At 68.8% G+C, this 23,466-nt stretch carries 21 protein-coding genes; 13 read left to right on the top strand and 8 right to left on the bottom strand.

Annotated elements, in window-relative coordinates; all coding sequences use genetic code 11:
* The first annotated feature begins 279 nt into the window (after window positions 1-279).
* From AC4HOU_RS21025 to AC4HOU_RS21015, 3 genes are all read left to right on the top strand, one after another.
* Entirely contained in the window at window positions 280-1,812 is a 1,533-nt protein-coding gene (locus tag AC4HOU_RS21025) for an alpha/beta hydrolase (RefSeq protein ID WP_416383099.1), read from the top strand.
* Between the two features lie 85 nt (window positions 1,813-1,897).
* Window positions 1,898-3,235 (top strand): type I glutamate--ammonia ligase, encoded by a 1,338-nt coding sequence (gene glnA / locus AC4HOU_RS21020; RefSeq protein WP_036535109.1) that lies wholly within the window; start codon window positions 1,898-1,900, stop codon window positions 3,233-3,235.
* A 56-nt stretch (window positions 3,236-3,291) separates the two neighbouring features.
* The gene (locus AC4HOU_RS21015) at window positions 3,292-6,303 is read left to right on the top strand and encodes a bifunctional [glutamine synthetase] adenylyltransferase/[glutamine synthetase]-adenylyl-L-tyrosine phosphorylase (RefSeq protein ID WP_195007259.1); all 3,012 of its coding nucleotides are present in this window, start codon (window positions 3,292-3,294) and stop codon (window positions 6,301-6,303) included.
* 82 nt (window positions 6,304-6,385) lie between these two features.
* On the opposite strand, the gene AC4HOU_RS21010 is transcribed toward AC4HOU_RS21015, so the two are convergent.
* Entirely contained in the window at window positions 6,386-6,982 is a 597-nt protein-coding gene (locus AC4HOU_RS21010; RefSeq protein WP_490725012.1) for a TetR/AcrR family transcriptional regulator, read from the bottom strand.
* An 82-nt stretch (window positions 6,983-7,064) separates the two neighbouring features.
* Between AC4HOU_RS21010 and AC4HOU_RS21005 the strand changes: the two genes are divergently transcribed.
* On the top strand, window positions 7,065-7,973 hold the full coding sequence (locus tag AC4HOU_RS21005) for a TIGR03620 family F420-dependent LLM class oxidoreductase (RefSeq protein WP_490725072.1): 909 nt from the start codon (window positions 7,065-7,067) through the stop codon (window positions 7,971-7,973).
* A gap of 61 nt (window positions 7,974-8,034) precedes the next feature.
* Here the strand turns inward: AC4HOU_RS21005 and AC4HOU_RS21000 are convergent, their stop codons facing one another.
* Window positions 8,035-8,322: a hypothetical protein gene (locus AC4HOU_RS21000; RefSeq protein ID WP_163814200.1), complete on the bottom strand. Its 288-nt coding sequence runs from the start codon at window positions 8,320-8,322 to the stop codon at window positions 8,035-8,037.
* A 90-nt stretch (window positions 8,323-8,412) separates the two neighbouring features.
* Between AC4HOU_RS21000 and AC4HOU_RS20995 the strand changes: the two genes are divergently transcribed.
* Window positions 8,413-9,357, top strand: a complete 945-nt coding sequence (locus AC4HOU_RS20995; RefSeq protein WP_490725011.1) for an endonuclease/exonuclease/phosphatase family protein — start codon at window positions 8,413-8,415, stop codon at window positions 9,355-9,357.
* A 154-nt stretch (window positions 9,358-9,511) separates the two neighbouring features.
* A complete protein-coding gene (locus AC4HOU_RS20990) occupies window positions 9,512-10,951 on the top strand; it encodes a neutral zinc metallopeptidase (RefSeq protein WP_490725010.1) in 1,440 nt (479 codons plus the stop codon).
* Between the two features lie 69 nt (window positions 10,952-11,020).
* Here AC4HOU_RS20990 and AC4HOU_RS20985 read toward each other — a convergent pair whose 3' ends face one another.
* A complete protein-coding gene (locus AC4HOU_RS20985) occupies window positions 11,021-12,091 on the bottom strand; it encodes an alpha/beta hydrolase (protein ID WP_490725009.1) in 1,071 nt (356 codons plus the stop codon).
* Between AC4HOU_RS20985 and AC4HOU_RS20980 the strand changes: the two genes are divergently transcribed.
* A complete protein-coding gene (locus AC4HOU_RS20980) occupies window positions 12,063-13,289 on the top strand; it encodes a hypothetical protein (protein ID WP_490725008.1) in 1,227 nt (408 codons plus the stop codon). The two genes, AC4HOU_RS20985 and AC4HOU_RS20980, sit on opposite strands and share 29 nt — an antisense overlap.
* Here AC4HOU_RS20980 and AC4HOU_RS20975 read toward each other — a convergent pair.
* Together AC4HOU_RS20975 and AC4HOU_RS20970 are read right to left on the bottom strand one after the other, a co-directional pair.
* The gene (locus AC4HOU_RS20975; protein ID WP_490725007.1) at window positions 13,222-14,685 is read right to left on the bottom strand and encodes a M20 family peptidase; all 1,464 of its coding nucleotides are present in this window, start codon (window positions 14,683-14,685) and stop codon (window positions 13,222-13,224) included. The two genes, AC4HOU_RS20980 and AC4HOU_RS20975, sit on opposite strands and share 68 nt — an antisense overlap.
* Before the next feature lie 173 nt (window positions 14,686-14,858).
* Entirely contained in the window at window positions 14,859-16,505 is a 1,647-nt protein-coding gene (locus AC4HOU_RS20970; RefSeq protein WP_194991076.1) for a CocE/NonD family hydrolase, read from the bottom strand.
* 209 nt (window positions 16,506-16,714) lie between these two features.
* On the opposite strand from AC4HOU_RS20970, the gene AC4HOU_RS20965 reads away from it, so the two are divergent.
* Window positions 16,715-17,449, top strand: coding sequence for a DUF4191 domain-containing protein (locus AC4HOU_RS20965; RefSeq protein WP_163814204.1), 735 nt, complete (start codon window positions 16,715-16,717; stop codon window positions 17,447-17,449).
* Between the two features lie 204 nt (window positions 17,450-17,653).
* On the opposite strand, the gene AC4HOU_RS20960 is transcribed toward AC4HOU_RS20965, so the two are convergent.
* Complete coding sequence (locus tag AC4HOU_RS20960) at window positions 17,654-18,184, bottom strand: RDD family protein (RefSeq protein ID WP_163814205.1); 531 nt, start codon at window positions 18,182-18,184, stop codon at window positions 17,654-17,656.
* A 252-nt stretch (window positions 18,185-18,436) separates the two neighbouring features.
* Between AC4HOU_RS20960 and glnA (AC4HOU_RS20955) the strand changes: the two genes are divergently transcribed.
* Entirely contained in the window at window positions 18,437-19,873 is a 1,437-nt protein-coding gene (gene glnA / locus AC4HOU_RS20955) for a type I glutamate--ammonia ligase (protein ID WP_130915704.1), read from the top strand.
* A gap of 254 nt (window positions 19,874-20,127) precedes the next feature.
* Window positions 20,128-20,595, top strand: a complete 468-nt coding sequence (locus AC4HOU_RS20950) for a nitroreductase/quinone reductase family protein (protein WP_194991077.1) — start codon at window positions 20,128-20,130, stop codon at window positions 20,593-20,595.
* 7 nt (window positions 20,596-20,602) lie between these two features.
* Here AC4HOU_RS20950 and AC4HOU_RS20945 read toward each other — a convergent pair whose 3' ends face one another.
* Both AC4HOU_RS20945 and AC4HOU_RS20940 read right to left on the bottom strand, forming a co-directional pair.
* On the bottom strand, window positions 20,603-20,863 hold the full coding sequence (locus AC4HOU_RS20945; RefSeq protein WP_194991078.1) for a hypothetical protein: 261 nt from the start codon (window positions 20,861-20,863) through the stop codon (window positions 20,603-20,605).
* A 132-nt stretch (window positions 20,864-20,995) separates the two neighbouring features.
* Window positions 20,996-22,411, bottom strand: a complete 1,416-nt coding sequence (locus AC4HOU_RS20940) for a TetR/AcrR family transcriptional regulator (RefSeq protein WP_490725006.1) — start codon at window positions 22,409-22,411, stop codon at window positions 20,996-20,998.
* 3 nt (window positions 22,412-22,414) lie between these two features.
* Here AC4HOU_RS20940 and AC4HOU_RS20935 point away from each other — a divergent pair, with 3 nt between their 5' ends.
* From AC4HOU_RS20935 to AC4HOU_RS20925, 3 genes are all read left to right on the top strand, one after another.
* Window positions 22,415-22,690 (top strand): hypothetical protein, encoded by a 276-nt coding sequence (locus tag AC4HOU_RS20935; RefSeq protein ID WP_490725005.1) that lies wholly within the window; start codon window positions 22,415-22,417, stop codon window positions 22,688-22,690.
* 20 nt (window positions 22,691-22,710) lie between these two features.
* Entirely contained in the window at window positions 22,711-23,052 is a 342-nt protein-coding gene (locus AC4HOU_RS20930) for a hypothetical protein (protein ID WP_490725004.1), read from the top strand.
* A 65-nt stretch (window positions 23,053-23,117) separates the two neighbouring features.
* Window positions 23,118-23,441, top strand: coding sequence for a hypothetical protein (locus tag AC4HOU_RS20925; RefSeq protein ID WP_163814213.1), 324 nt, complete (start codon window positions 23,118-23,120; stop codon window positions 23,439-23,441).
* Window positions 23,442-23,466 lie beyond the last annotated feature (25 nt).

The following is a 23,466-nucleotide window of genomic DNA, read 5'->3' as shown; positions in this document are numbered from 1 at the left end:
CTCGAGGCCCGTCGTACGGGTCCCCGGGTCTGGGTGACGCCATCCAGTGTGCCACCGGCCGCACTACGCATTTAAGGCCCGCGACCAGTGCGGTTGGTCACATGCGGCGGCCACCGTCATCGGATGCGCGGCCGTCGCTGCGCTGTTGCTCGCCGGCCCGATGCCGTGCGCCGGTTCCCTTGTCCCACGCTGCGCGGCGGCGGTCCGCGCGCCGCGCAGACCGGCCCGGCCCAGCTGGCGCGGTGCGGCGGCGACCGGAATCGCGGCTAGCATGGCGCCGTGCGGAGTGGGCGTGGTGTGCTGGTGACGGTGCTGGCGGTGACGGCGTTGGCGGCCGGTTGTGCCGAGTCGAAGCAGGAACCCGCGGTCGCGGCGCCCCCGCCGCCGGACGGACTCGCCGAGTTCTACACCCAGACCCCGCAGTGGGGTAGTTGCGCGGATTTCACCGGCCCGGACGAATCGCTGCCACCTGCGACCGAATGCGCACGGATCACCGTCCCGGTCGACTACGCCGATCCCGATGGCGCGACCGCACAGATCGCGTTGTCGCGGGTCAAGGCCGAGGGCGCGAACCGCATCGGCTCGCTGCTGCTCAACCCGGGCGGACCCGGTATGTCCGGGTTGTCCACCGTGACGGTCGGCGGCGGCACCGCGATCGCCGAACGTTTCGACCGAGTCGGATTCGATCCGCGTGGCGTCGGCGCCTCGACGCCCTCGGTGGCCTGCCTGACCCCGCAGGAAGCCGACGCCGAACGCGCCGAGCCGCCGGTGGTCAACACCCCGGAGGGCATCGCCGCCGAGGAGGCCGACAACCGCGAATACGCCGACGCCTGCGTCGAACGCACCGGCAAGGAGTTCCTGGCCCACGTCGGCACCCGCGAGGTGGTGCAGGACATGGACGTCATCCGGGCGGTGCTCGGTGATCCGAAGCTCAGCTACCTCGGCTACTCCTATGGCACCCGCCTCGGCACCGCGTATGCCGAGAAGTTCCCCGGCAACGTGCGCGCCCTGGTGCTCGACGGCGCCATCGATCCCACCCAGGACCCGGTGGAGGAATCGCTGCGCCAGGCCGAAGGCTTCCAACAGGCCTTCGACGCCTACGCCGCCGACTGCGTCACCCGGCCGGAATGCCCACTGGGTAACGACGCGTCCACGGCGGTGAAGCGGTTCCGGGAGCTGGTCGACCCGCTGTGGGACAAGCCCGCCGCCACCACCGACGCTCGCGGCCTCAGCTACGGCGATGCGCTCACCGGCGTGCGGCAGACGCTCTACAGCGAAAGCTTCTGGCGCGTGCTGTCGCTCGGGCTGACCGAATTGAGCCAGGGTCGCGGCGACACGCTGCTCCAGCTGGCCGATCTGTACAACGGACGCAACGAAGACGGCACGTATAACAATTTGAACGACGCTTTCAACGCCATCCGCTGCGTCGACGATCCGCGCATCACCGATCCGGCAGTGGCGGCACGGCAGGACGCCGAGTACCGCAAGGCCGCTCCGTTCATGGACGACGGCCGCGGTACCGGGGCCGCGCCGCTGGAGTTGTGTGCGAGCTGGCCGGTGCCCAATACCAGTCAGCCGCACGAGATCTCGGTGCAGGGCCTGCCGACGACGCTGGTGGTGTCCACTACCGGCGATCCGGCCACCCCGTATCAGGCCGGCGTCGACCTCGCCGAGCAGCTGGGCGCCGCGTTGATCACCTACGAAGGCGATAGCCATACCGTGGTGCTGAACGAGGGTTCGCCGTGTGTGGACAACGCGGTCGTCGCCTACCTGACCGAGCTGATCGCGCCGCAACCCGGGCTCAGGTGCTGACGCGCAGGTGAGCTCACATCGCGGGATACAAACCCCGTGTCGCCATGTAACACAGATTTAACGCCGGGTGCCTACAGTCGCGGTCATGGATCGCCAGAAGGAATTCGTGCTGCGGACGCTCGAAGAGCGGGACATCCGCTTCGTGCGGCTCTGGTTCACCGACGTCTTGGGCTATCTGAAGTCCGTGGCGATCGCCCCCGCCGAACTCGAAGGCGCCTTCGAGGAAGGCATCGGTTTCGACGGTTCGGCCATCGAGGGATTCGCCAGGATCTCCGAGGCCGATATGGTCGCCCGCCCCGACCCGTCCACCTTCCAGGTGCTGCCGTGGTCGACCAGCAAGGGCCACCAGCATTCCGCGCGCATGTTCTGCGACATCACCATGCCCGACGGCTCACCGTCCTGGGCCGATCCGCGGCATGTGCTGCGCCGTCAGCTGAACAAGGCCGGTGACGTCGGCTTCAGCTGCTACGTGCATCCAGAGATCGAGTTCTTCCTGCTCAAGAACACCCCCGACGGCGCCGATCCGGTGCCGGCCGACAGCGGCGGCTTCTTCGACCAGGCCGTGCACGATTCCGCCCCGAACTTCCGCCGCCACGCCATCGACGCGCTCGAGTCGATGGGTATCTCGGTGGAGTTCAGCCATCACGAGGGCGCGCCCGGCCAGCAGGAGATCGATCTGCGCTACGCCGACGCGCTGTCCATGGCCGACAACGTGATGACCTTCCGCTACCTGATCAAGGAAGTGGCCATCGACGAGGGCGTGCGCGCGACGTTCATGCCCAAACCGTTCGCCCAGTACCCGGGCTCGGCCATGCACACCCACATGAGCCTGTTCGAGGGCGAGGCGAACGCCTTCCACGATCCTGACGATCCGATCAACCTCTCCGCGACCGCGCGCGCGTTCATCGCGGGCATCCTCGAGCACGCCCCCGAGATCAGCGCCATCTCCAACCAGTGGGTCAACTCCTACAAGCGACTCATCCACGGCGGCGAGGCGCCCACCGCGGCCTCGTGGGGCCGGTCGAACCGGTCCGCGCTGGTCCGGGTGCCGATGTACACGCCGAACAAGTCCTCCTCGCGCCGTGTCGAGATCCGCAGCCCTGATTCGGCCTGCAACCCGTACCTGACCTTCGCGGTACTGCTGGCCGCAGGCCTGCGCGGCATCGAGAAGGGCTACACGCTGCCGCCGGAGGCCGAGGACGACGTCTGGTCGCTCACCGCCGCCGAGCGCCGCGCGATGGGCTTCCGGGAGCTGCCGGGCACCCTCGACGAGGCGTTGCAGGCGATGGAACGCTCGGAACTGGTCGCCGAAACCCTCGGTGAGCACGTGTTCGACTTCTTCCTGCGCAACAAGCGCCGGGAGTGGGCCGATTACCGCAGCCAGGTGACGCCGTTCGAACTCAGGGAGTATCTCGGGCTGTGAGGCCGCGGTGCGGTCGTGCCCACCACGACCTGCGCGCGAGCATGTAATTTGAAAGCATGGTCCGGCCCCCGACTGCCCGCTCCGCTGTCCCCGGCGTCGGCCGTCTCGGATTGCTCGAGCCGACGGCTGCCGCCTCCCTGGCCGAACTGGCATGGGACAACATCGATGGCATCCCGCTGCTGTGGGCGCTCTCGCGCGCGCCCGACGCCGACCTGGCGCTGAATACGATCATCCGGTTGCGTGAAGCGCTCGGATACGAGTGGGCCGAGCTGGATTCGGCGTTGCGCACCGATACGGCCCTGCGCGGCCGGTTGTTCGCTCTTGTCGGCTCGTCGACGGCGTTCGGTGACCATCTGGTGGCCGATCCGTCGGCGTGGAAGTCGTTGCGCCGCACCGATCTCCCGGACCGCGACGAGTTGGTCGCCGATCTGCTCGACGCCGTCGACGCGGTACCGGAGACGGGCCCGAACGCCGCGCCGATGCTGTTCCGGGCCGGGCAGTCCGGCCCGGAAGTCGTTGCGCTGCTGCGCAAACGCTACCGCGATCAGCTGATGCTGCTGGCCGCCCAGGATCTCGCCGCCACCGTGGAGAACGAGCCGGTGCTGCCGTATCAGGTGGTCGGCCGCCATCTCACCGACCTCGCCGATGCCGCGTTGACCGCGGCGCTGGCGGTCGCCGTCGCCCGGGTCTGCCGCGACGAGCCGTGCCCGGTGCGGCTCGCGGTGATCGCCATGGGCAAATGCGGTGCGCGCGAACTCAACTACGTCTCCGACGTCGATATCGTATTCGCCGCCGAACCGGCCGACGCCACCGCCGCTCGGCTGGCCGCGGAGATGATGAGCATCGGCAGCGCCGCCTTCTTCGAGGTCGACGCCGCGCTGCGCCCCGAGGGCAAGGCCGGTGCGCTGGTGCGCACTCTCGAATCGCATATCGCCTACTACCAGCGCTGGGCGCGCACCTGGGAGTTCCAGGCGCTGCTCAAGGCGCGCCCGATGACCGGTGACCTGGCCCTCGGCGAGCAATACCGCGACGCGCTCATGCCCATGGTGTGGTCGGCCTCCGAACGCACCGACTTCGTCCCCGACGTGCAGGCCATGCGCCGCCGCGTCGAGGATCTGGTGCCCGCCGACCTGCGCGAACGTGAACTGAAGCTGGGCCACGGTAGTTTGCGCGACGTCGAATTCGCCGTGCAGCTGCTGCAATTGGTGCACGGCCGGGTCGACGACACCCTGCATGTGCAGGGCACCGTCGAAGCCTTGACCGCCTTGGCGGCCGGCGGCTACGTCGGCCGCGACGATGCCGCCAACCTCACCGCCTCCTACGAGTTCCTGCGCCTGCTCGAACACCGGCTGCAACTACAGCGGCTCAAGCGCACCCACACCCTGCCCGCCGACGACGACGCCGACGGCATGCGCTGGCTGGCCAGGGCCGCCCATATGCGTCCCGACGGGCGCCAGGACGCGGTGGGGGTGCTGCGCACGGAGATCCGCCGCAACACCGTCCGGGTGCGGCGTTTGCACGCCAAGCTGTTCTACCGGCCGCTGCTGGAGTCGGTCGCCCGGCTGGATTCGGACGCGTTGCGGTTGAGCCCCGATGCGGCCGTGCGCCAGCTCGCCGCCCTCGGCTACGCCGCCCCCGAACACGCGCTCGGCCACCTGCGCGCACTCACCGGAGGGGTGTCGCGTAAGGGTCGTATCCAGGCGCTGCTGCTGCCGACGCTGCTGGAATGGCTGGGCGATACCCCCAACCCGGACGCGGGCCTGCTGGCTTATCGGCGGGTCTCGGAGGGGCTGGCCGAGCAGACCTGGTTCCTGCGCGAACTGCGCGACGAGGGTGCGGTCGCGCAGCGGTTGATGATCGTGCTCGGCTCCTCGGCCTACCTGCCCGATCTGCTGATCAACGCGCCAGAGACCATCCGCATGTACGCCGACGGGCCCAGCGGGCCGCTGCTGCTCGGCCCGCAACCCGAGGACGTCGCCCGCGGCATCCTCACCGCCGCCGCCCGCTACGACGACCCGAACCGCGCGGTCGCCGCGGCACGCTCGCTGCGCAGGCACGAACTCGCCCGGGTCGCCTCCGCCGATCTGCTCGGCCTGCTCGATGTGCCGCAGGTGTGCCGGGCCCTGTCGTCGGTGTGGGTCGCGGTGCTCGAGGCATCGCTGCGGGCGGTGATCCGGGCCAGCGAGGCCGAACGCGGCGCACCCGCACCGGCCGACTTCGCGGTGATCGGCATGGGCAGGCTCGGCGGCATGGAACTCGGCTACGGCTCCGACGCCGATGTGCTGTTCGTCTGCGATCCGCGCCCCGGCGAGGACGAGACCAAGGCCGTGCGCTGGGCCACCGGCATCGCCGAGCGGGTGCAGCGCATGCTCGGCGCGCCGAGCACCGACCCGCCACTGCAGGTGGATGCCGCGCTGCGACCGGAGGGACGCAACGGCGCTCTCGTGCGCACCCTCGCCTCCTACGCGGCCTACTACGAGCAGTGGGTGCAGCCGTGGGAGGTGCAGGCCTTGCTGCGCGCCCACCAGGTCGCCGGAGATCAGGAGCTCGGTGTGCGGTTCCTGCACCTCATCGACGAGGTGCGGTATCCGGCGGGCGGGGTGTCGGCCGAATCGGTGCGCGAGATCCGCCGGATCAAGGCCCGCGTCGATTCCGAACGCCTGCCGCGCGGCGCCGACCCGGCTACCCACACCAAACTCGGCCGCGGCGGGCTCGCCGATATCGAATGGACCGTCCAGCTCATGCAGCTGCGCCACGCCCACGAGGTACCGGAGCTGCACAACACCTCGACGCTGGAGACGCTGGACGTCATCGAGCGCAAGGGCCTGCTCGACCCCGAGGACGTCGACCTGCTGCGCCAGGCCTGGCTCATCGCGACCAAGGCCCGCAACGCCCTGGTCCAGGTGCGCGGCAAACCGAGCGATCAACTGCCCGCGCCCGGCCCGCAGCTGTCGGCGGTGGCGTACGCGGCGGGCTGGCGCAACGGTGACGGCGGGGAATTCCTCGACAACTACATGCGGATCACCCGGCGCGCGAAAGGCGTGGTGGAGCGGGTATTCGGGGCCTGACCGAGGCGGATGACCGGCTGGGGTTCGGTTGTCCGGCGACGCAGCGGATTCCGCAGACAGGCTCGGCGGGCGCCAGGCACCGTCAGGTAGGCGAGCGGTCGGAATCGATGATGCCGTGCAGCACAAGACCGACAAGACGATCGGTGGCCTGCGCGGTGGCGTCGGACTGGTCGCTGGTCCACGCGATCGCGCCGGCGATCTTGACGATGTCGTCGGTGGTGGCTTCCGGTCGCGCGCGCCCCGCCTGTTGGGCGCGGGACAGCACGGTGCCTGCCGCGTCGAGTGCCGCGGCGCAATGCGGCGCGAGAGGGTTGTCGGGGACCTCGAGGGCACGCATGATCTCCTCGGACAGCCCGCGGACCCGGCGAACGTGCGACACCAGCGCGGCGACCCAGCGGGCAAGCGCGACAGCGGGATCGGGCTCGGCATCGAGAGTGCTCGCGAGCGTGATCACCTCGTCGAGACTGGAGCCGACCACTGCGGCGATGAGGTCTTCGCGCTGGGGGAAATGCCGGTAGAGCGTGGCAGGTCCCACCCCGGCGCGACGGGCGATCTCATTGAACGACACATCGACGCCCTCGCTGGTGAACATGGTGTGCGCGGCCTCGAGCAGTCGTGCCCGGCTGCGGCGCGCATCGGCTCGCACTCCGCCCGGCGGCGCTGACTCTCCGTGGTCCATCGGGCCTCCTGTGGCTAATTGGAATGCCATTCCGTATATTCGGAATGGCATTCCGAATTGTAGTCGACAGGAGCCGAACGTGATGTTGCCGCCGAATCTGCCGCGTACCGGCATCTGGGTGAACGGGCTCGATCTGCAGCCGCCGCCGGTGGTCGGGGCAATGGCCGCGGAGCTGGAGGGCCTGGGGCTCGGCGCGATCTGGCTCAGCGAGGGGCTCGCGCACGACCCGTTCGTCACGGCCGCCGGACTGCTCGCCGCCACCCGCAGGCTGGTGGTCGGCACGGGGATCGCGGTGACCTACGGTCGCCATCCGCACTGGATGCGCGCCTCGGCCCGGGCGGTCCTGGACGCCTACCCGGGGCGGTTCGTGTTCGGGGCGGGCACATCCAATCCTCGTGTCGTCGAAGGTGTGCTCGGACTCGAATACCGCAAACCGCTGGCCGCCCTGCGCGCCTACCTGGACGATCTCGACGCGCCCGACAGCTTGCGAGCCCAGCTCGGACTGCCGGACTCCGGCCGCCTACCGCGAGTACTCGCGGCGCTCGGCCCGCGCGCTCTGGAACTGGCCCGGGACAGGGCCGATGGCGCCATCACCTATCTCACGACACCCGAACACACCGCGCAGGCGCGTGCCGTTCTCGGGCCGGACCGGACTCTCGTGGTCGAACAGGCCGTGGTGGTAGGGGCCGACGACGCCGATGCCCGCGGCCGCGCTCGCGCACACGTGGGCGCCTACCTGACCAACCCTGGATACCGGGCGAGCTGGCAGCGACTCGGCTTCACCGACGCCGATCTCGCCGCACCCGGCAGTGACCGGCTCGTCGACGCGTTGGTCGCGATCGGGGAGGACCGAGTCGGACAACGGATCGCCGCGCATTTGTCCGCCGGCGCCGACCACGTGTGCCTTCAGGCGCTCCCGGCCGAGCCGTTCACCATCCCGGCGCAGCAGTGGAGGCTTCTGGCCGGCCTCGACATCCACAGTCCGCGCTGACCTGGGCTTCGGGCTTCGGGCTTCGGGCTTCGGCGGCAGTCGGCGGCGCGGTGCTCGACCACTATCGAGCGCCCGGCGCGGTGAGTCGGCGAAAGCTGCCGACGAAATCGCCGAGCGCACGGCGGTCTTCGAGATCGGGCGGCTGATGCCCGTTGTCGGCGGTGACGGTGACCGCGGTACCTGCCGCGATACCGAGTTCTTCCCAGCACAGCGGCAGTAGCGGCGCGTGCACCGAGTGCGCGTTGGCGGTGACGACGATGGTGGAGGAGTAGCGGCCCGCCACGTCGAGCAACGCTTCGGCGGCGTCGCGGGTGAGCGCGCCAGGGGAATCGAATTCTTCGAAGTACACGGTGCTCCTCCTGTCCGGGCGAGTCGATTCTCACAGGATCCACACAATTGATCCACGAATCCGTCACCGGCCCGTTCTAGGGTCCCAGACATGCGAACATGGGTGAACCGAGCGCTGCTCGGCACGGGGTGGGTTGCCTTGCTGGCGGGAGTCGCGGGGATCGCGCTGTACTTCAGCGGATCGCAGCGGCGGACGATGGTCCTGCTGGCTTCCGGTGCGTCGCTGCTGATGCTCGGCACGATCGTGGCGCTGGTGTTGTTCGCCATCGCTCGCGGGCGGCGCAGCATGATCGCCGCCGGCGTCGCGGTGGCCGCGGCGTTGTGGACCCAAGTACCGATCTACGTGCCGGACGGCCACGCCGCCACCGGGCCGGAACTGACCGTGATGCAGTCGAATCTGCTGTTCGGCGGGGCGGATACGGGTGCGGTGGTCGAGGCCGTGCGCGCGCAGAGCGTGGATGTGCTCACCTTGAACGAGCTCACCCCCGCCGCCGTCGCCGGACTCACCGCCGCCGGAATCGACACTCTGCTCCCGTACCACTACCTGGAAGATTCCGAGGCCGGCGGCGTCGGCACCGGCATCTACAGCCGATACCCGTTGCGCGACACCGAGAACTACGACGGATTCCTGCTCAACAACATCTCCGCGATCATGGACCACCCCGATCGCGGCGCCATCGCGGTCTACGCCTTCCATCCGGTACCGCCGCCGGTGGATTTCGGCAGGTGGCAGCGCGAATTGAGCGCCATTCGCGACCTTCTCGATGTGGAGCAGCGTCCGGCCATCGTCGGCGCCGACTTCAACGCCACCCGCGACCACAGCGGCTTCCGCGACTTGCTGCGCGGCCGTTTCGAATCCGCCGCCGATCAGGCCGGGGCGGGCCCACTGCGCAGCTACCCGCAGGACCGGAGCTGGGGCCCGGTCATCGGCATCGACCACGTCCTGCTCGCCGACGCCGCCGCCGACGAGGTCTGGACCATGGTCGTGCCGGGCACCGACCATCGCGCCGTCCTGGCCCGCATCCACTTGCACTGATCGAGACACCGCATCGCCGCGAATTTCCGCCGCGACGATGCGTATCGGCGCCGCCGAGCGATTACGATGTGGAGCGCTCGGACGGCAGGCGCATGCGGCGCCGGTCCGGGCCCGGGTTGTATTCCGGCCCGGTCGAACTTGGGGAGGCATTCAAGTGACAAGGAGCAAGCGGCTGCGCTTTGCCGCCGCCATCGCGGCGTGCGCCGCGTTGGTGCTCACCGGCTGTTCGGAATCGGCCGAGGCAGCGCAGTCGGGTCCGGGGCAGGAAAACCCGTGGCAGATCGCGGGTGCCACGTCGAGCACCGGTCCGAGCGGGCCGCGCCCCGACGCCCCGGACGCGCCGATCCAGGCCGAGAACGGTGACGGCGGGCCGATGGACCAACTCGCCCTCAACGCCGTCTACGACGTGCAGGAATTCTGGAAAAAGGAGTACAGCAAGACCTTTCCCGGCACCTTCGAGCCGGTGCAGCAGCTGATCTCCTGGTCCGCGTTGGCGCCGAAATCCGAGGCGGTCGAGTTCTGCACCATCGACACCTATCAAATGGTCAATGCCGCCTACTGCGGCTCCGACCATTCGATCGGCTGGGACCGCGGCGTGCTGCTCCCTGAGCTGGTCAAAGAGTTCGGCGACATGTCGGTGGTCATGGTGCTGGCCCACGAGTACGGCCACGCCCTGCAAGGCCAGGCCAAGATCTCCGACCGGCGCACCCCCGGGCTGGTGCGCGAACAGCAGGCCGACTGCCTGGCCGGTGTGTACCTGCGCTACGTCGCCGAGGGCGATTCCCAGTACTTCACCATGAACACCACCGACGGCCTCAACGGTGTGCTCGGCGCGACCGTCGCGGTGCGCGACCGCGACCCGGACGACCCGGACAACGTGCACGGTTCGGCGTTCGAGCGGGTGACCGCCGTGCAGATGGGTTACACCAGCGGCGCCGAAGCCTGCAAGGCGATCAATGAGGACGAGATCGAACAGCGCCGTGCGGGCCTGCCGATCACCTTCGAAGACGACCACGGCGAACGTCAGCTGCCGGTCGATCAGGAATCGCTGGTCAGCGTCGCCAATGCCGCGGCCGAGGCGCTGCCGTCGGATGCCGCTCCGCAGTACGACTACTCGGGTGTGGCGTCGAGCTGCTCCGGAGTGACCGTCACCCAGCCGGTGTCCTACTGCCCGGACGCCAACTCCATCGGCACCGACATCCCGGCGCTCGCCGAGCGCGCGGGCCCGCTGGAGGACGAGGACAAACCGCTCTCGGCGATCGTCAGCGGCGACTACAACGCCTACGTCGTCTTCATCTCCCGCTACACCCTCGCCGTGCAGAAGGCACGGGGCCTGTCGCTGGAGGGCGCGGACACCGCCGGCCTGCGCACCTCCTGCCTGTCCGGTGCGATCACCACCGAACTGAGCAAGCCGGGCCGTGAAGTTCAGCTCTCGGCCGGTGATCTGGACGAGGCCATTTCCGGTCTTCTCTCCGACGGTCTGGCGGCCAGCGACGTCAACGGCGAGACCGTGGAGAGCGGGTATCTGCGGCTCGAGGCGTTCCGTCTGGGTGTGCTCGAGGGCGAGGCGGCCTGCGCCAACAAGTACAACTGAGGTAGTCCGAGCAGCGAAGGCGCCGAGGTCGGGTTGTCGACCTCGGCGCCTTCTGCTGTGCGGGCCGGCCTACGTGCCGAGGTGTGCTTCCAACCAGTCCACGACGTCGGTGAGCACCTGGTCCTGCTCGGGCTCGTTGAAGATCTCGTGGTACAGGCCGTCGTAGCGGCGCACGGTGAGATCCTCGGCGCCCGCGCCCTTTTCGATGAGATCGGTGCTCGACGGCGCGGCAATGGTGTCGGCGGTGCCGTGCATCGCGAGCGTCGGTGCGGTGAGCTTCCGCAGGCGACCCTTGACGGCGATTGCAGCGTTGAGTATTTCGGTGGCGGTCCGCGCGGGGAGCTTGCCACGGAACACCAGTGGGTCGCTGTCGTAGGCGGCGACGACCTTCGGATCGCGGCTGATATCGGACGAATCCAGTTTCAGCACACCGAGATTCGGTGTGAGCTTGGTGAGCACCGGTGCCAGCAGCCGCTGAATCGGATTGCCCACCGGGATGTCGAGCGGCGGCGCCGACACCACGACACCGTCCACCTCGATCGGCGCCCGCGTCACCAGGAACAGCACGATCAGGCTGCCCATCGAATGTCCGAGCAGGAACGCGGGCAGCGCGGGGAACTCCCGCCGCGCCATCGCGAGCAACGTCGCCACATTATCGGCCGCCGCATCCATCGACCCGATATTCGCCCGCGCCCCACCGGAATTCCCGTGCCCCGGATGATCCAGCGCGTACACCGCGAACCCGGCATCGGCCAGCCGACGCCCCACATGCTCATACCGCCCGGCATGCTCGGCGACACCGTGCACCAGCACGATCACCCCGCGTGCCCCGCCTTCGGGCAGCCAGGCCCGCCACTCGATCCTGGCACCGTGCCCGATGAAGGAGCCGGAATCGGCGTGGGGCTGTTCGCCGGAGGTCGAGGCGGCGCTATCTGTCGCGGACGCAGTTGAGCTCGCGCCGGCTGCGTCCGCGCTCTCCGGCGGGTTCTCTGCGCCAGTCGACTCGCTGTCGAGTGCCGTCGCGGCGCCGGATGCCGCGGTGTCGTCGGACACGGCGATGCCCGCGGCGGGTTCCGCGTCGTCGCCGTTCGCGTCGCCCGAAACTTCGCTGGTGGTCGCGGTCGAATCTGCGCTGGACACGGCCGCATCCGCGCTGGATGCGGTCGGAACCGTGCTGGTCTCGGCCGAAACTGTGCTCGACTCGCCCGAATTCGCGCTGGATGCGCTCGGAACCGCTTCGGTGTCGGCCGATGCTGTGTTGGTCTCGCCCGGGGCTGCGCTCGTCTCGGCCGAAGGTGCGTCGGTCTCGGCCGATACTGCGTCGGACTCGGCCGGAACTACGTCGGTCTCGCCTGAATCGACGCCGATCCTGCCCGAACCCGCGCTGGTCTCGGCTGAAGCAGCGACGGCGGAGCTGGCCTCGGAAGCGTCGTCGGTGGCCGGTCCTGCTGCGGCGGTGGCCGGTTCGGTACCGCCTGCTTCTTGCGTGTTGGTGGTTGTGGCATCGGTGACTGCGGTGGCGGAGTCCGGTGCGGAGCTCGATGCCTTTGTATTCGCGGCAGCGCCCAGCGGTTCGGAGCTGCCTGCGTCTTGCGTGTTCGTGGGTGCGGCGTCGGTGTCCGCGGTAGCAGAGCTCGATGCGGCCGCCTTGGTAGCGGACTTCTTCGCAGCCGGGCGCGATGCCGGGCTGGTCGAAGTGGTCTTGCGGGCGCGCGTGCTCGCGGCCGTCTTCTTCGCGGGACGGTCGCCGGTGGTGCCGGTGGCGGCTTCGGGCGTCGACCCGGTGGTGGCAGCGTCGGCGGAGGCCGTGGTCACCGGTTTCGGCGCGGCCTTCTTCGCGGGTCGCTTCTTCGCCGGGGCGGCGGTGGAATCGGCGGTGCCGGAAGCGGGCGTGCCCGCGCTTGTCACCTCGGAGTCGGCCGTGCTCTTGGTCGCGGCGGATGTGGCCGCAGCGCCCTTCGCCGCGCCGCGCGCTGTCGCCTTCGCGGCGGTCTTGGCAGCCGTGCCGGCCTTCTTCGCCGCCGTGCCGGTGTTCTTCGCCGCCGCTGCTGTGCCGGTCTTCTCGGCCGCTGTGCCGGCCTTCTTCGCCGCCGTTCCGGCCTTCTTGGCTGCCGCGCCCGACGCGGCGCCGGAGGATGTGCTCTTGGTGGCGCGTGAGGCCCGCGTGGTGGCCTTCTTTGCCGGGGTCCTCGCGGCACCGTTTCCGGTGTCGGTGGTCGCGGAATCGGTTGTGCTGGAGGCGGAGTGCTTGTCCGGCTCGGCGGCTTGGCTCATGTGTCGGTTCCTCGGGTGGGGCGTGGCGCCGGGTCGGCGAGCTGGTCGATCAGCCGCCGGTTGAATGCGATGAGGCGAGCGTAGTTGACGCGGGAGATCCGTTCATCGGTTCCATGGATGCGTTCGAGATCGGTCCGGTCGAAGACGACGGGGGCGAAGTTGCAGCGGGTGCGGGCCAGATCGTCGTAGTGGCGCGAGTCGGTGGCGCCGGGGACCAGGCCGGTGGTGACGACGATACCGGGCACCACCTCGCTGGCCAGGCGGGCGATCCGGTCGAAAGCCGGGCCGGCAGTGGCGACCCGAGACGGCTCCGATGACATGCCGACCAGCTCGATCCGCACGCCGTCATCGCCGACGACGCGGCGGCAGTGTTCCAGCACTCCGTGCACCGAGTCGCCGGGCAGGATCCGGAAGTTGATCAGCGCCTCGGCGTGCTGGGGCAGCACGTTGGCTTTCACCCCGCCGCGGATGACGGTCGGCGCCGTCGTGGTCCGCACCATCGCCTCGGTCTGCGGTCTGGCGGCCAGCACCCGGGTGATCACGGGCCCGGCGACCCCTGCCATGCCGAGCAGCGTGCGCCGGGCCGGTGGCATGGCCGCGCGCAGACGGCTCAGCATGTCGGTGATGACCGGTGTCAATCGCAGCGGCATCGGCCGATCCTGCAGCCGCCCCACCGCCCGCGCGATGCGCCCCACCGCCGTCTGTTTCCCCGGCATCGACGAGTGCCCGCCGACATCGCTCACCGACAGCCGGACGGTCGCGTATCCCTTCTCGCCCACCATGATCGAGGCCACCGGCCGGGCGACGCCATCGGCGACGCCTTCGGTGATCACCCCGCCTTCATCGAGCAGCAGTTCCGCCCGCACACCCCGCTCGCGCAGCGCCTGCGCCATACGGACAGCGCCGTCGTCGCCGAAGACCTCTTCGTCGTGCCCGAACGCCAGATACACCGTCTGCGCCGGCCGCATCCCCGCGGCGAGGGCTGATTCGACGGCCTCGAGGATCGCCATCACCCGGCTCTTGTCGTCGATCGCGCCGCGCCCCCAGATGTACTGCTCATCGACGACACCCATGAACGGCGGATGCGTCCAATGCGGTTGATCATCGGCCGGAACGACATCCTGATGCGCGAGCAGGATCGCCGCCGTCCGCGACGGATCCGTCCCGGGCCAGGTGTAGAGCCTGCTGTGCCCGAACAATTCCAGTTCCAGCTCGGCATGCACTCGCGGGAACGACCGCTCCAGGTGCTCGGCCAACAGCGCGAACGCCGCATCGTCGATCTCGGCCGGATCCTCCCGCGACACGGTCGCACACCGCAGCGCCGCTGCCAGCCGCTCCGCCGTCGCGTCATCGACGCCGTCGATCGGGTGCGACCGGCCGACGGGATCGCTGCCGGCAGCGGCCAGCGCCCGAGCCTCCGATGTGGCGGGCAGGGAGGATTCGACATCCGCCCCGACCATTCGACCGCCGGTGGTCGGATCAACCGGCTCGCCCCGATCGGGCCGCTCCCCGGCTACCGTGCCGTCGGACGCCGACCCGCCCGCGCCTGGCTCACGTGGTCCAGCGGCGGGCACGGACCTATCGGCGGCACCGACCGGGGCGCCTTCGTCGGGCTCGTTGCGGGCGGCCCCGCTCATCGGGTGGGCGCAGTGGGCAGTTTCATCGGCACCACTGCATTGTTCACCACCCCGGCATCGAGGGTGCGGGTCTTCTTGCGATGCCACTTCGGGATGGCCTCGCCGATACCGCCGGGCAGATCGGCCGTGCGCGGCTGGGTCAGGACGGGCACCTCGAGTCGCGCCGCCGTGACGGTGACCTCGGCGAAGGCGGGGGAGTGCGACCAGACGTCGTCCACCACATCGGTGATGCGCGCGCCGAGCCGATGTCCGGCCGCGATGGGCCAATCCTGGGCCAGCAGCCGCACCTGCGCGGTCTGGCTCACCGGCGCGATCCCGCGGGTGATGACGACGGCGTTGTTGTCCGGCGCGATATCGAACAGCTCCACCGCCACCGTCGCGTTCGGCGGCCCGGCCAGCGACAACGTCGCCGTCGGGATTCCCGACAGATGCACCGCACGGTCGAAGGGCTCGGTCACCGACCAGATCTCTCGGTCCGGTCCCGGCAGCAATCCGCGATCGGTATAGCGCCCGGTGCGCAGCTCGACCGGGACGCGCACGGTGTCGGCGGCCGGCCATTGCGTCTCACCGCGCCAACGTCCGTCGAACTGCCCGACGGTGACCCGCGGTCCCGGAATCTGCACGTCGCGCCCGGCCACATGCTTGTCGAAGAACGCCAGCAGTTCGGTGTCGAAATGCGGGGTCGCGCACTTCTCGTGGCAGGTCTGGTGTCCCCACTGCCCGAACCATGCCTTGTGGTCGCCCGGGCCGAGGTTGTTCCACAGGTCGAGGACGCGGTAGGCGCGGGTGTTGTAGTCGAGGAACCCCTGCCCGAGGAACAGCGGAGTGGTGGTGCCGCCCAGCTTGGCGACCAGATCGCGATCGCGCCAGAACGCGGTGTCGCCGTTGTGGTCGGTGATGTCCTGGAGGTAGCGGGCGTAGCACTGCATCGGCAGTTGCAGTGCGTTGGCCTGGTACTCGGGTGAGTCGCCGGGGTGCGGCGGGGTAGAGGCGATCAGCACGTGTTCGAAACCGGCGAGGTCGGCGGGCCGCACCCCGTCCTCGGTGACGGGTTTACCGGAGAACTTCCACGACACGCCCTCCATGTACAGGTAGGTGTACGGGTCGACCACCGGCTCGAACGCCGCGACCGCCGCCAGGCCCTTCGGCTTGGTCGCCAGCCCCATCAATCCGGTCCACGCCTCGTAGGAGGCGCCCCACATGCCGACCTTGCCACTCGACCACGGCTGGCTCGCCGCCCATTCCACCGCGGTGGCCACGTCGGCTCGCTCACCCGGTCCGCCGAAATCCGGGCAGCCCGACGATCCGCCGAATCCGCGCAGGTCCACGATGACGTAGGTGTAGCCGGCGTTCAGGAACAGCTCGGGCGTCAGGTTCTCCACCGACGGCCCGCCCTCGAGCCGCGGCTCGCTCAGGTACGCCGAATGCGCGCGATACGGGCTGACGGTGAGGATCACCGGCGTGCGTTCATCGTCGGCCAGACCGGCCGGGCGCAGGATGTCGGCGTGCAGCCGGGTGCCGTCGGGTGCGTCGATGTAGGCCTCACGCCATTCGTGCGGCACCTCCGGCCGCGCGTTCGCGGTCATCGGCACGGCCGCGGTCACCACCATCAGCACGCCGACGACGAGCAAGAGTGCACGCACCAGAACCGGTCGACCAGGCACCGCTCGACTACCTCCGCATCCGTTCCAGCCCACGCGCGGGCCGGCGACGGACTACGTCGGCAGCGCACCTAAGAAGTATCGGGTCCCCGGACGAACGTCCAGCCCCCGGAACCGGGGTGCCGTCGTCGTGGTTGTCGCCGGTCGTCCCGTGGCGGGAACGCTCACCCACGGGCACTATCCTGAGAGACATGCCAGCAGGTAAGCCCACCAAGGAAGCGAAGGCCGCGGCGAAAGCGGCCCGCAAACAGCAGTCGAAGGAGCGCCGCCAGCAGCTGTGGCAGGCCTTCCAGATGCAGCGCAAGGAAGACAAGCTGCTGTTGCCGCTGATGATCGGCGCGCTGGTCGGCATCACCGTGGTGTTCTTCCTGATCGGGCTGATCTTCGGCCTGCAATGGTTCCTGCTGCCGCTGGGCATCCTGCTCGGTGTGCTCGTCGCGTTCATCATCTTCGGTCGCCGGGTGCAGCGGTCGGTGTACAGCAAAGCCGAAGGTCAGGCGGGTGCCGCGGCCTGGGTGCTGGACAACCTGCAGGGCAAGTGGCGGGTCAGCAACGGCGTCGCCGCCACCACCCAGCTCGATGCAGTGCATCGCGTGGTCGGCCTGCCCGGGGTGATCTTCGTCGCCGAGGGTTCGCCGCAACGGTTGAAGTCGCTGCTGGCGCAGGAGAAGAAGCGCACCGCCCGCCTCGTCGGCGACACCCCGATCTACGACGTCATCGTCGGTAACGAGGAGGGCCAGGTTCCGCTCAAGGAACTCCAGCGCTACCTCACCAAGCTGCCCCGCAATATCGACGCCAAGCGCATCGACCTCATCGAAGGCCGCCTCGCCGCCCTCAGCGCCCGCAGCGGCCCGGCCCTGCCGAAGGGCCCGATGCCGGCGGGCGCGAAGATGCGCGGCGTGCAGCGCACCATCCGGCGCCGCTGAGCCCACAATTCTCGGCAAGGGCCGGTGTCCGGATCGCGGGCGCCGGCCCTTGGCGTAGCGGGGTGCTCAGCCAACGAATCCGGTCATACGCGATGACGTGATAGATCACCAGGGTCGCGGCGAACCCCAGCCCCCACTGCGGCAGGCCCACCGCCCACAACGCCGCGGCACCGCCGAACAGCACCACCGACTCCGGACGGGAGGTCAGCGCGAACGCACGACCGCCGTACCCGTCGCCCGATCGTGCATACCGCGCCCGTCGGCATCGGTGAACAGCGCGGGCACCACGAAGATGAGCAGCAGTTGCCTGCCGAGGGCGCGCACGAAGCCCACCCGCACCGGGGCGTCGACGCGGATCACGCGTAGTCGAAGGAAGTACTGGCCGGGTGTGAACCCGAACAGGGTCACCGCGAGGATGCCGACGACCACCCACACCATCCATGTGGGCGTGCTCAACGCGCTCACCACGGCCTCGAAGTTGGTCGGCGGCTGCTTGCCGGCAGGCACGTCCGCCTCGGCGATGATCTGCTGCGGGTCCGGCCGCACGATCAGCGCCGCGATGCCCATCGCAATGACCCAGTCGACCATCAGTGCCGCGATGCGCCGGCCCATGCCCACCAGAGAGCCCGCGCCCTCGCGCGGCAATCCGATGTGTTCGCCGCGAAACTCGGGAGTTGCCGGATCGCCCGGATCCGCTGTCGGTCCGGAGAGCCAGGATCCGGTGATGCGTGCCATGGCTTCCAGGATAGGTCTATGCGGTCGGCCACCCGCGACCGCATAACCGGTGCTCACGCCGTTGGCCCAGGTCACGAATGGCAGAATGACGTCACCGTCAGAGCATGGGTGGCACATGCCACCCGTTCGGTAGCACGTGTAACACTGGCGAAACACAACCTTGACTGCCGGGAAACACCGCGTCCATACCGTCTGGTCGCGACGCCCATGCAATCGACACTGGCCTGGGAAACAATCCGTAAGGAGAACTAAGTGACGTTCAGCACGGCCGACGAGGTCATCAAATACATCGCCGATGAGGACGTCGAATACGTCGACATCCGCTTCAGCGATCTTCCCGGTGTTCAGCAGCACTTCTCCATCCCGGCGAAGGCGTTCACCGCCGACCTGGCCGAGGAAGGGCTGGCGTTCGACGGTTCCTCCGTGCGTGGTTTCCAGTCGATCGACGAGTCGGACATGCTGCTGCTGCCCGACTACAGCACCGCGCAGCTGGATCCGTTCCGCGCCGCCAAGACGCTGAACCTGAACTTCTTCGTGCACGACCCGTTCACCCGCGAGGCCTACTCCCGCGACCCGCGCAACATCGCCCGTAAGGCGGAGGAGTACCTGCGCTCGACCGGTATCGCCGACACCGCGTACTTCGGCGCCGAGGCGGAGTTCTACATCTTCGACTCCATCCGTTACGACTCGGCCATGAACGGCGCGTTCTACGAGATCGAGTCGGTCTCCGGTTCGTGGAACACCGGCGCGGAGTTCAACCCGGACGGCACCCTCAACCGCGGCTACAAGGTCCGCAACAAGGGCGGCTACTTCCCCGTCGCGCCGTACGACCACTACGTCGACCTGCGGGACAAGATCTCGACCAACCTGCAGCAGGCCGGTTTCGAGCTCGAGCGCGGCCACCACGAGGTCGGCACCGCCGGCCAGGCCGAGATCAACTACAAGTTCAACACCCTGCTCGCGGCCGCCGACGACCTGCAGCTGTTCAAGTACATCGTCAAGAACACCGCGTGGCAGGAAGGCAAGACCGTCACCTTCATGCCGAAGCCGCTCTTCGGCGACAACGGCTCGGGCATGCACGTGCATCAGTCGCTGTGGAAGGACGGCAAGCCGCTGTTCCACGACGAGTCCGGTTACGGTGGCCTCTCGGATCTTGCCCGCCACTACATCGGCGGCATCCTGCACCACGCGCCGTCGCTGCTGGCGTTCACCAACCCGACCGTGAACTCCTACCACCGTCTGGTGCCGGGCTACGAGGCCCCGATCAACCTGGTGTACTCGCAGCGCAACCGCTCCGCCGCGGTCCGCATCCCGGTCACCGGCAACAACCCGAAGGCCAAGCGCATCGAGTTCCGCGCGCCGGACTCCTCGGGTAACCCGTACCTGGCCTTCGCCGCCATGATGATGGCCGGCCTGGACGGCATCAAGCGCAAGATCGAGCCGCTGGCCCCGGTCGACAAGGACCTCTACGAGCTCCCGCCGGAGGAGGCCAAGAACATCCCGCAGGCCCCCACCAGCCTGGCCACGGTCATCGACCGGCTCGAGGCCGATCACGACTACCTCACCGAAGGCAATGTCTTCACCGAGGACCTGATCGAGACCTGGATCAACATCAAGCGCGAGCAGGAAATCGCCCCGGTGAACCTGCGCCCGCACCCGTACGAGTTCGAGCTCTACTTCGACGTGTAAATCGAAGTAACGCAAGACGTTTCGAGCCCTCCCGCCCTTCGGTGCGGGAGGGCTCGTCCCGTTGGGGGAGTGAGACCGCCCTCGATCCCGCGGCCGGATCGCCATCGCGTCGGTTGTCTCGGATGGGGTAACCGTCGGTGAGGCGATCAGGAATCGAGAAGCGGCGCGTGGGCGGCGCTGGTTAGCGTGATACCAAGTTCGCGTCGCGCACGGATCCGCGCGGCGTCCGGGGCCGAGGAATGAGAGGTCAGGCGATGGCAGGCGATCAGCAGGTGGGTGGCAAGCGCAAGCCCGGGACGCCGGGGCCGCTGTCGCGGTGGTTTCAGAAGAAGATGAACGCACGCACCGCCGCGAAGATGCGCCGTAAGGGCAGCGGCAAGGTGATGGGCATGAATGTGCTGATTCTGCACACGGTCGGCCGCCGCAGCGGGGAGCAGCGCGAGACGCCCCTCGCCTGGTTCGGCGACGGCGACGCCAAGCTGATCGTGGCCTCCGGCGGCGGCAGCGTGAACCCCGACTGGTACGCCAACCTGACGGCGCATCCCGAGCGGGTTTCCATCGAACTCCCCGGCGAGGGCACCGTCGACGTCATCGCGCAGACGCTGGACGGCACCGACCGCGAGGAAGCCTGGAAACGCATCGTCGCCGAGGAGCCCCGCATCGGGAAGTATCAGAAGAAGTCCAAGCGGATCTACCCGGTCCTCCGGCTCACCGCACGCTGACCGCCACTCAGTCGGTGGGGCCCTCGCACCAGTCGTCGAACGCGTCGAACGCGGGTTCGACCTGCGGCGGCACCATATCCTCGATCCGATCCTCGATCGGCTCCCAGATGGCCGCGCATTCCGGCGGCGCCGGCGGCAACATCTCCACGTACTGCGTCAACGGCGATTCCGGCTCCGGCGCCGCCGGCTGGGCTGCCGCCACTCCTGCACCCGCCAGCGTCATGGCGGCCGCGAACCCGACGGACGCGACCACTCGACGTGCACCCATGTCAACCTCCTGAACAGCTCCGTTCCCTCCGGCGACCTGCTGTCGCCTCGCCGGTCGCATACCCGGGTTCCGGCTGCCTACGCGGGAGGTCCTGAACCGAATGCCGTGCGCGACGGCATCGGGTGCCGCACACTACTCGGGAACAGACGCCCGATCGGCCAACCGCGTGTTGGCCTCGGCGAGCAGCGGGAAGGGATCGAAGCGATGGCGATCGGCGAGCGACTCGGCCAGGCGGCCCTCGACGGCACACCCATCTACGGTGAACCTTTCGAGACCGCCGACGGCGCCACGATCATCACCGTCGCGCACCGCTATGGCCGGTTCGGCACCGGGGCGCGCCCGGTCGGAGTTTTCACCATTCGTGACGGCGAGGCCGTCTGGGTGCCTGCCGTCGACGTCAACCGGATCGCATTGCTCGGCGAATGTCTCGGTCTGCTCTCCGTCGTGATCGTCACCCTCGCCGTCCTCCGTCGCCCGCCCTGGCCCGACCTGTCCCGTCGCCGCCGCACGCCGCGTTCGCCCGAGTGACCCCGACCGCGCACGGTTGTCCCCCCGGAACGCAGCGTCCCGACGGCAGGTGCCGTCGCACGGTGCGCGCTCCAAAACGTCACCCAGGCTGGTTCGTCCCAAGCGGCTGCCCAGACCTGACGTGCACAGGGCTTCGAACCGCCGCCACGCGGTCGACGGCGGAGTCGGCGCCCGCGGATCGATAACCGATCCGAGCAGCCCGATCACACCCCAGGACAGGAATGCGACGGTGTCGGAGAACTCGCCGTCGTCCATGTCGAGCCGCCCCGCGAGCTGTTCGGCCAGGATGCTACGGACCGACTGCTGGTAGGCGCGCAGCACCGTCGCGCTGCTCTTCGGGCCGATCAGCGGCTGGTAGACATCCGGGTAATCCGCGGCCAGCTGGAACATCACGCGCAGCGGGGCCAGCGGCGCCCCGGGCACCGCGCGCACTCGCGCGATCTCCCGGCGCAAGAACTCGGTGCAACTCACCACCAGCAGATCGTCCTTGTCCCGATAATGCGCGTAGAAGGTGGACCGGCCGACATCGGCGCGGTCGATCACGTCGGTGACCGTCACCCGCTCATACCCGCGTTCGATCATCAGCTCGATCAACGCGCGATGCAGCAGATCGCGGGTGCGGCGCACCCGGCGATCGGGGGATTCGGCCATGCTGGATTCTTTCGTCGGCGGCAGGCTACGACGATATCGGCACAGTCGTAGTGGATGCTGCGTTGCGGCGGCATCGTCCCAACGGCCGGGCCTTCCCAACGATGAAAAACCCTGCGCGAGTGTGAAAAGTTGGGGAAATACCAGTGCGGGAGGAGGCAGTGTGCGGATGGGGCTCGACGGTGTCCAGCCTGCGCAAACGATCCATAGGCCGAGCGACATCTCCGCACGACCGGCGGCGTCACGGTCTCGCGGCGGCGTGACCGCCGATGGGCACCTGCCGCCCGGGCGGTGACAGTGTCGGAGAACTGGGATCTCGGGATGCATCCCGATACCGAGGCGGCGCTCGAAGGTGGACGAGCGGCGGTCCACGCCATGGATGCGATGCTCGAACGGATCGACGGCATCCGTGCCCGCCGCCCCTCGCCGTCCGGCCGCGTCATCCCGGAGGTCGACGGGCTCGGGCGGCTGACGGACCTGTACATAGCTCCGGGAACCATCGCGAGTACAGCCAACCCACAGGAGCTCGTGGCCGACATCATGGCCGCTATCCGCGAAAGCGCCCTGGATGCCATTCGCCAACATGGGATCGCGGTGGACGAGATGCGGCCGCCCGAGCTTCCCGGGCGAGTGCCCGGCGAATCGGACTGACCGGCAGGTGGGAAACCTGGATGACGAACGTGGATGAGCTCGGTGAGCCCGGCCCGGTACCCCTTGCGCAGAACATCCTGTACGAAGTGTTCAACCCGGATTTCTCGGTTGGTGTGGCGTGCGACCGCAGCGGCATGGTCGCCGGTGTGCACCTCGGCGACGAAGTGTGGTCGAACAGCGACTACTGGTTGTCCCGCGAGATCCTGCGGGTGGCCCGCTTGGCCTACCTGAAGTCACAGGTCGGCCGCCGCGCGGAACTACTGGAGGCCGGAGCGGCGCCCTACACCGCCGACACGTTGGGGCTCCCGACGGAGTCCGAATTCCAACGGAAATTGAGAGATGAATTCGGTTCGGACTGCTGATTGCGACGAAGTGACCCGGATGGTCGCCATGACATCGAACGGTAGCCCGGCACAACACGAGGAGAGTGTTCGTCGAGATGGCTCTGCATCACAGTTCGCCCGAGACGCGCAAACAGGCCAACATGGAGCGCGCGGCCGCTGAACCCGCCTATGCGAAGGCCGAAGGGGATCCCGACTGGGAGCGCGATTTCGAAGAGATGTTCGGGAAGGCGGCCAACCAGGCGCGCGGCCTGTGGATGCAGGCGATAAATGAACGCAGGAAGAATTATACCGGCGTGGGAGACGATCGAAATCTCTCCGGCGATTATCTCGATGTCACCGCGGTGAGTATCGATGGCCAAGATATTGATGGTGGCGCCCGGGTGCGTCGCGCCGGACCCGAGGTGTAACTGCGCCAAGCCCGTGCCTGCACGG

The sequence above is a fragment of the Nocardia sp. JCM 38205 genome (assembly GCF_058222935.1).
Note: the sequence above shows the minus strand (reverse complement) of the source record. Positions and strands in the feature narration are given on the sequence as shown.

What these genes read in the sequence shown, in the direction of transcription:
- AC4HOU_RS21010 (WP_490725012.1), bottom strand. Translation starts at nt 6,982, where the DNA reads ATGGACCACGGAGAGTCAGCGCCGCCGGGCGGAGTGCGAGCCGATGCG.
- glnA (WP_036535109.1), top strand. Translation starts at nt 1,898, where the DNA reads ATGGATCGCCAGAAGGAATTCGTGCTGCGGACGCTCGAAGAGCGGGAC.
- AC4HOU_RS20975 (WP_490725007.1), bottom strand. Translation starts at nt 14,685, where the DNA reads ATGGTCGGGGCGGATGTCGAATCCTCCCTGCCCGCCACATCGGAGGCT.
- AC4HOU_RS21015 (WP_195007259.1), top strand. Translation starts at nt 3,292, where the DNA reads ATGGTCCGGCCCCCGACTGCCCGCTCCGCTGTCCCCGGCGTCGGCCGT.
- AC4HOU_RS20930 (WP_490725004.1), top strand. Translation starts at nt 22,711, where the DNA reads ATGACGAACGTGGATGAGCTCGGTGAGCCCGGCCCGGTACCCCTTGCG.
- AC4HOU_RS20945 (WP_194991078.1), bottom strand. Translation starts at nt 20,863, where the DNA reads ATGGGTGCACGTCGAGTGGTCGCGTCCGTCGGGTTCGCGGCCGCCATG.
- AC4HOU_RS21005 (WP_490725072.1), top strand. Translation starts at nt 7,065, where the DNA reads ATGTTGCCGCCGAATCTGCCGCGTACCGGCATCTGGGTGAACGGGCTC.
- AC4HOU_RS20960 (WP_163814205.1), bottom strand. Translation starts at nt 18,184, where the DNA reads ATGGCACGCATCACCGGATCCTGGCTCTCCGGACCGACAGCGGATCCG.
- AC4HOU_RS20950 (WP_194991077.1), top strand. Translation starts at nt 20,128, where the DNA reads ATGGCAGGCGATCAGCAGGTGGGTGGCAAGCGCAAGCCCGGGACGCCG.
- AC4HOU_RS20935 (WP_490725005.1), top strand. Translation starts at nt 22,415, where the DNA reads ATGGATGCGATGCTCGAACGGATCGACGGCATCCGTGCCCGCCGCCCC.
- AC4HOU_RS20965 (WP_163814204.1), top strand. Translation starts at nt 16,715, where the DNA reads ATGCCAGCAGGTAAGCCCACCAAGGAAGCGAAGGCCGCGGCGAAAGCG.
- AC4HOU_RS20995 (WP_490725011.1), top strand. Translation starts at nt 8,413, where the DNA reads ATGCGAACATGGGTGAACCGAGCGCTGCTCGGCACGGGGTGGGTTGCC.